Genomic DNA, 6,520 nt, shown 5'->3' with positions numbered 1-6,520 from the left:
GCTGGCCGGATCGGCGACTCCGTCGTCGTCACCGAAACAGGATTCGAATACATCACAAACTACCCTCGACAAATCCTGCTCAGTAAATAAGTCAACTGGCGGCTGACACAGTCATGGCAGGGCGCTGCTAAACAACCGAACTGCCGCAGCTGTAAGACTGAAACCCGGCGCGCCCTATTCGGCGCGCCGGGTGTCGTGAGAACATAGACGGTTGAGGTTGCTTATGCGCCCGTTGCGGCCATCCGTATAGGTCGCTCCGATCTCTTTCGGGGTTATCCAACAGATCGGACAAAGATAGAAAATGAGACTTCAGACCTATATTGTCGACGCTTTTTCAGACCGCCCCTTCAGAGGAAACCCCGCGGGTGTGTGCCCGCTTGACGAATGGCTGCCCGCATCGGTCATGCAATCCATCGCGAGCGAGTTGAACCAATCTGAAACGGTGTTTTTTGTTCCCAGAGCAAATGCACACAACAGCGACGCACTTGCCGAATACGACATTCGCTGGTTCACCCCCACGCGCGAGGTCGATATGATCGGACACGCGACGCTCGCCGCTGCTCATGTGGTGTTTTCCAATCTCGGGGTAGGGTTGGAAGCGGTCACCTTTCATTCCAGTTCTGTCCAAATGACTGTTCGACGCGGGGAAACCGGACTGCGACTGGATATGCCCGCACTTGTGCCAGAGGTGATCGACGCCCCCTCGGGCCTGATCGAAGCACTTGGGAAGAGGCCTGCGAAATTACTGGCCGCAAAGCATTATCTGGCGGTTTTTGACAACGAAGATGACGTTCTGAGCTGTGCTCCGGACTTCGCCGCTCTGGCAAAATTGCCATTGCCGGCAGTCATCATATCCGCGCAAGGGTCAGGAGAGTTTGATTTCGTTTCACGGTTTTTTGCCCCGGCGAACGGAGTGCCAGAGGATTCAGTGTCGGGCGTGTCGCATTGCTGTCTGACACCTTATTGGTCTGAAGTATTAGAGAAAAAACAACTGTTAGCGCGTCAGTTATCGGCGCGGAGTGGTGTGATTTCTTGCGAATACGACGATCCCAGGGTGTTCCTTGAGGGAACGGCTGCAGTGTCGTTGGAAGGTGTCCTGTTCATTCACTGAAGCTGCTGAAGCAGTTTGATTAACTGCGGGATGCATCTGTGCGCAGCCATCCTGCCGTGGGCTAACTTTTTATTACCGAACGCTCGCGTAAGCTGGTCCGCTATGGGTTCGACCAGTCAAGATAACGGTGTGCGGGCATCCGTCGATATATGCTTCAACGGATGCCTCAGATATCTGTTATCGAACCACATGAACCGAGCACGGAGCGTGACGTACCACGCGTGCGGCGGTCGAACCCAGAAGGTAATCCTGCAGGCCGGGGCGGTGGCTTGCGATGACTATGCAATCGGTTTCATGTGACGCCGCATAGTCTAAAATCCCGCGGCCTGCGTGCCCTTCGACCACTTCAACTTTGGCGCCCGGAATATCACCGATCAGCGGTTTCAGCTTGTCGCTGATCGCCGTTTTGGCAATTTCAAAGTGGTTCTCGGGCAGCAAGTCGCTGGTGTATTGCGGCAGATGTTCGACAACATGCAGCAATGTCAAACTGCCATCACTTTGCCAAAGGGCCCGTGCAACCTGGATAGACTGCGCGACGTCGCGATCTGCGTCAAAGGAAACGGGCACGAGAATATTTCGATACATTGATCAACTCCGAAAAATGCAACGACCAGTGCACGCAAAGATTGCGTACGCTGGCCGTTGAAGTTTGACCTGCAGCATATTCGAGGAGAGTGGCTGCATGGTCGGGGAAGGTCATGTCAGGCGGCCACAAACATGTCTTTGTACTGGTCACGCAGGACGTTCTTTTGAACTTTGCCCATGGTGTTGCGGGGCAACTCATCCAGCAGGATCAGTTTGCGAGGATGCTTGAACCGCGCAAGGCTGTCACGAACGGCACCCATCATCGCATCCAGATCGGGGGACTGGCCCGGCTCGGCCACGATCACACCCAGAACGGTTTCGCCAAAGTCAGGATGCGGCACGCCAACCACCGCGCTTTCCATAACGCCGGGCTGATCATCCAGAACCAGCTCAATTTCCTTGGGATAGATGTTGTATCCGCCCGAGATGATCAGGTCTTTGTTGCGACCAACGATATGGACATACCCATCATCGTCGATGCGACCCAGATCGCCGGTGATGAAGAACCCATTCTCGCGCAGTTCGGCGGCGGTTTTCTCCGGCATCTGCCAGTAGCCCTTGAACACGTTGGGCCCGCGCACCTCGATCTCGCCGATCTCGCCCTGCGGCAGCGGATTGCCATCTGAATCACAGATCTGCAGTTCGACCCCGGGCAAGGGAAAGCCTACGGTGCCTGCGCGGCGGTCACCGTCATAAGGGTTTGAAGTGTTCATATTGGTTTCGGTCATGCCATAGCGTTCCAGGATGCGATGACCGGTACGTTCTTCAAACTGCACATGAGTTTCGGCCAGCAACGGGGCCGAGCCCGAAACAAACAGGCGCATATGTGCGGCCAGATCCTTGGTGAAACGATCATCATCCAGCAGACGGGTGTAGAAGGTCGGCACGCCCATCATGGTCGTGGCTTCCGGCATCCGTCCGATGATCTCATCCAGATCGAATTTGGGCATGAAAACGATGCTGCTGCCCGCGGCCAGCGTGACATTGGTGGCCACGAATAGTCCGTGAGTGTGAAAGATCGGCAGCGCGTGCAGCAGCACGTCGTCGGATGTGAAGCGCCATTCCTTGACCAGCGCCTGCGCATTCGACAACAGGTTATTCTGGGTCAGCATTGCACCCTTCGACCGGCCCGTGGTCCCCGAGGTATAGAGGAACGCGGCCAGATCATCGCCGTCACGGTCAACGGTCTCAAAGCTGGCAGGCATGGCGGCTGCCTGCTCCATCAGGCTGCCGCTGCCATCAGCGTTCAGGGTTTCCACCTTCGCGTCAAGCTGCGCACCAACCGGGGCGAGTTTCTCTTCGCTGCGGCTGTCACAAACGATCAGCGAGGCGCCACTGTTTTCGATGAAATAGGTCAGTTCATCCACCGTGTAGGCGGTGTTGAGCGGCAGGAATACAAGACCTGCTTGCGCACAGGCAGCATATAGCGCCAGCGCTTCGGGCGATTTCTCGATCTGCGCCGCAACCCGGTCGCCGGGTTTCAGCCCCAGCTGCGTTGCCACATGGGCGATCTGTGCGGCGGTGCTCAAAAAGTCCTGATGGGTGATGGTCGTTCCGTCGAGCAGCTGCAAAAAGGCTGTGTCTTTACCGGCATGAGCGCCGAACAAACCGTCATAGAGAGGATTGGCCATAAGGGTTACCTTTCCTGTGTCGTGGTGAGAGAGGCTGACGCGGCAAGCGATTTGGCCTCGGGAGAGGCGATGACCTCGCGGGTATTGGCGAACTGCTCGTGGTTCTGGGCCACACGGCCAAGGTCATAAAGATAGTTGACCATTGTCCCGCCAGACTGCGCCCGGCCTTTGTCCGAAACATCGGCATCGGCATGGACCGCATGGACCAGCGCGCCATTGCCAAGATGGAACCGTGCTACCGGATCAAACGGCAGATCGCCGCGGCCTTTGGCGCTCAGCAGGTAATGTGCGGCCAGCGCCTTCATCTGATCGGGCTCTTCGATGTTCCAATCGATGCTTTCCTGCGACAACCATTTGGTCAGCCCCGGAATTGGCGAGAGTGTGACGAAAGTCTTAAGCCCCGCCAACTCAGCCGACAGGTCCGAGGCCACCTGTTTAATCAGCGAGTTGCCGAAAGAGATGCTAGCGAGCCCCGCCTGACAGTTGGAGATCGAATAGAACACCGCCGTATCGGCCTGATCTTCAGGCAACGGATCGCGGTCTTCGGCAAGCAAAGCCTGAACCGAACCCGGAATGCCGCTGTTCAGCGCCACTTCGACAAAGATCAGCGGCTCGTCCGGCATCGAGGGGTGGAAGAAGGCAAAGCAGCGCCGATCCGTGGGTTCAAGCCTGCGGCGCAGGTCGTCCCAGCTGTCGATAGCATGCACCGCTTCATATGCGATGATCTTTTCAAGGATATGCGCCGGGCTCTCCCAGTTGATCGGGCGCAGCACCAGAAAGCCGCGGTTGAACCAGCTGGCGAACAGGTGCCGGAAATCCAGATCAAGCGCCTGCAACTCGGGCTCCTTGCCGCCCAACCGTAGCAGGTCGGCCCGCATCTGTACCAGCGCCCCGGTGGCACCGGGTACTCGGTTCAGGCGGCGGATCATCTCTTGCCGCGCCGGTTCGACGGCAGCGGCAAAGGTGCGATAGCTGGCCTTCGAGGGGTTGCGCTCGTACTCGTCCAGTGACGAACGCACCGCCTCGGGGTCGATATTCATGGCGGTGGCGAGATAGCGGAAGAACTCCAGCTTGTCGTCATCGCTCAGCGTATCGAACCGTGTCAGGATTTCCTCGGCCAGAGCCAGCCCCGAGGTTTCCCCTGCTGACCCAACCAGCGCGTCGGCCAGTTCGGTCAGCGGGCGGCCATCCGGGGCCACCGCGCTGTCGCGGCGGTAACGCCGCTCGAACACGGTGGATAGAAGATCCGCCAGCAGGGTCATACCGCTGCTCCCATGATCACGTCGGGCAGCCAGGTGGCTAGACCGGGGAACAGGCAGAGCAGGATGATTGCGATCACCATACAGGCCACGAAGGGCAACGAACCGGTCAGGATGGTCTTCAGCGAGATGTCGGGCGCAATGCCGTTGATTACATAAAGGTTCAGACCAACCGGGGGTGAGATCAGGCCAATTTCCATGTTGATGGTCAGCACAACCGCGAACCAGATCGGGTCAAAGCCGGCGGTGGTGATGATCGGCAGCAGGATCGGTGCCGCCATCAGGATCACAGCCACGGGTGGCAGGAAGAACCCGGCGATCAGTAGGAACACGTTGACCGCACCCATCAGAACCCAACGGTTCACGTCCAGCGTACCGATCCATTCGGCAATCGCCTGTGTGATGAACAGCGAGCTGAGCATGTAAGAGAACACACCGGCAGCGGCGATGATGAACAGGATCATCACGCTTTCCTTGGTGCTGTCGCGCAGCACGACCCAGATGTCCTTGGGGTTCCACAGCTTGTAGATAATCATCGCGATCAGCAGGCAGAGCAGGGCACCGACAGCAGCCGTTTCCGACGGGGTGGCGATACCGCCATACATGGCGTAAAGCACACCCAGAATGATGCCGAGGAAGGGCAGCACGCGCGGCAGAATCTCGAACCGTTCGGCCCAGGTGTAGCTGCCCGAACCCAGACGGGTCGCGTCACCGGATTTCCAGGTCGAATACAGCGACCAGGCCATGAACAGACCCACCAGCATAAGGCCCGGGATCACACCGGCCAGAAACAGACGGCCAATCGAGGTTTCGGTGGCAATACCGTAAACGATCATGGTGACCGATGGCGGGATCAGGATTCCCAGAGTACCGCCTGCAGCGATCGAACCGGCGGCGACGCCGTCAGGATAGCCACGTTTGCGCATCTCCGGGATACCCATCTTGCCGATGGCGGCACAGGTCGCGGGTGACGAACCGGACATAGCCGCAAATAGGGCACAGGCACCGAGGTTTGATACGACCAGACCGCCGGGAACACGGGTCAGCCAGCGTTCCAGCGCTTCGTACAAATCCGCTCCAGCTCTGGTAGAGGCGATTGAGGCCCCCATGATGATGAACATCGGGATAGACAGAAGGGCGAAGTTATCGAGTTTGCCGAACAGGATTTCCGGCATCAGTTCCAGCGAGCGCGGTCCGTCAAAGACGATTAGGAACCCAGCCGAGACGATCAGCAGGCCGATGGCCACGGACACGCCCGAGAAAAGAACAAGGATGGTGGCGATGGCGACAATAGCGCCGAGCAGAAGGGGATCCATCGGCTTTACTCCAGACCAAATGGTTTATCGATGCCAAGCAGGACGGCGACGAGATCGGCGATCAGTTGCAACAACAGCAGACCAAAGCCAACTGGGATGGCGAGGTAGGGGATCCACAGGCGAACGCCCCAAACGGTGTCGGATTTCCATCCGCGCTCCCATGCGAAGTGCCAATACTCGTAGCCGTAGAACAGCATGACTGAGACGATGGCGATGGACAGAACCGAAGTCAGGATCGCCATGAAGAAGCGCGCACGCGGTGCCAGTGAGATTGGGATCAGGTCGACATTCACATGCCCGCGCAGGCGCTGCACATAAGGCAGCCCGACCAGCGTGGCCGCGATGACCAGATAGATGACCGCTTCGGTTTGCCAGATGGTCGATTGATTCAGCACGAAGCGCACGACGATCATCTGGCAAGTGATAGCGACAGCAGCGACGATCATTCCTGCGGAACACCAGCCCGCCAGAGTTGAAAGTGCGGCGACGAAGCGAAGGAAGGGATTGTTCCCTGTGTGGGAAGCAACGGCAGAGCTATGACCGGCCATTTGCGCCTCCTGTGATTGAGATGCAATTAAGTCTGAAGATCAGAGAAGATCAGAACTGAGATCAGGGGCC

Annotated in this window: 6 protein-coding genes; 1 reads left to right on the top strand and 5 read right to left on the bottom strand. The window is 57.9% G+C overall.

Annotation, left to right across the window (positions count from 1 at the left end; all coding sequences use genetic code 11):
• Positions 1-301 precede the first annotated feature (301 nt).
• Positions 302-1,111, top strand: coding sequence for a PhzF family phenazine biosynthesis protein (locus ACR0AZ_RS20510; RefSeq protein WP_480668152.1), 810 nt, complete (start codon positions 302-304; stop codon positions 1,109-1,111).
• Between the two features lie 177 nt (positions 1,112-1,288).
• On the opposite strand, the gene ACR0AZ_RS20505 is transcribed toward ACR0AZ_RS20510, so the two are convergent.
• The 5 genes from ACR0AZ_RS20505 to ACR0AZ_RS20485 form a co-directional block, all read right to left on the bottom strand.
• A complete protein-coding gene (locus ACR0AZ_RS20505; RefSeq protein WP_480472074.1) occupies positions 1,289-1,696 on the bottom strand; it encodes a universal stress protein in 408 nt (135 codons plus the stop codon).
• A gap of 116 nt (positions 1,697-1,812) precedes the next feature.
• Complete coding sequence (locus ACR0AZ_RS20500) at positions 1,813-3,327, bottom strand: malonate--CoA ligase (protein WP_480472073.1); 1,515 nt, start codon at positions 3,325-3,327, stop codon at positions 1,813-1,815.
• A 5-nt stretch (positions 3,328-3,332) separates the two neighbouring features.
• A complete protein-coding gene (locus ACR0AZ_RS20495; RefSeq protein ID WP_480472072.1) occupies positions 3,333-4,589 on the bottom strand; it encodes a malonyl-CoA decarboxylase in 1,257 nt (418 codons plus the stop codon).
• Complete coding sequence (locus tag ACR0AZ_RS20490; protein ID WP_480472071.1) at positions 4,586-5,902, bottom strand: TRAP transporter large permease; 1,317 nt, start codon at positions 5,900-5,902, stop codon at positions 4,586-4,588. The genes ACR0AZ_RS20495 and ACR0AZ_RS20490 overlap by 4 nt, the downstream gene beginning before the upstream one ends.
• 5 nt (positions 5,903-5,907) lie before the next feature.
• Entirely contained in the window at positions 5,908-6,450 is a 543-nt protein-coding gene (locus ACR0AZ_RS20485) for a TRAP transporter small permease (protein ID WP_480472070.1), read from the bottom strand.
• Positions 6,451-6,520 lie beyond the last annotated feature (70 nt).

This window comes from Ruegeria sp. BE3 (genome assembly GCF_056538865.1).
This window is presented reverse-complemented; position numbering and strand designations above follow the sequence as displayed.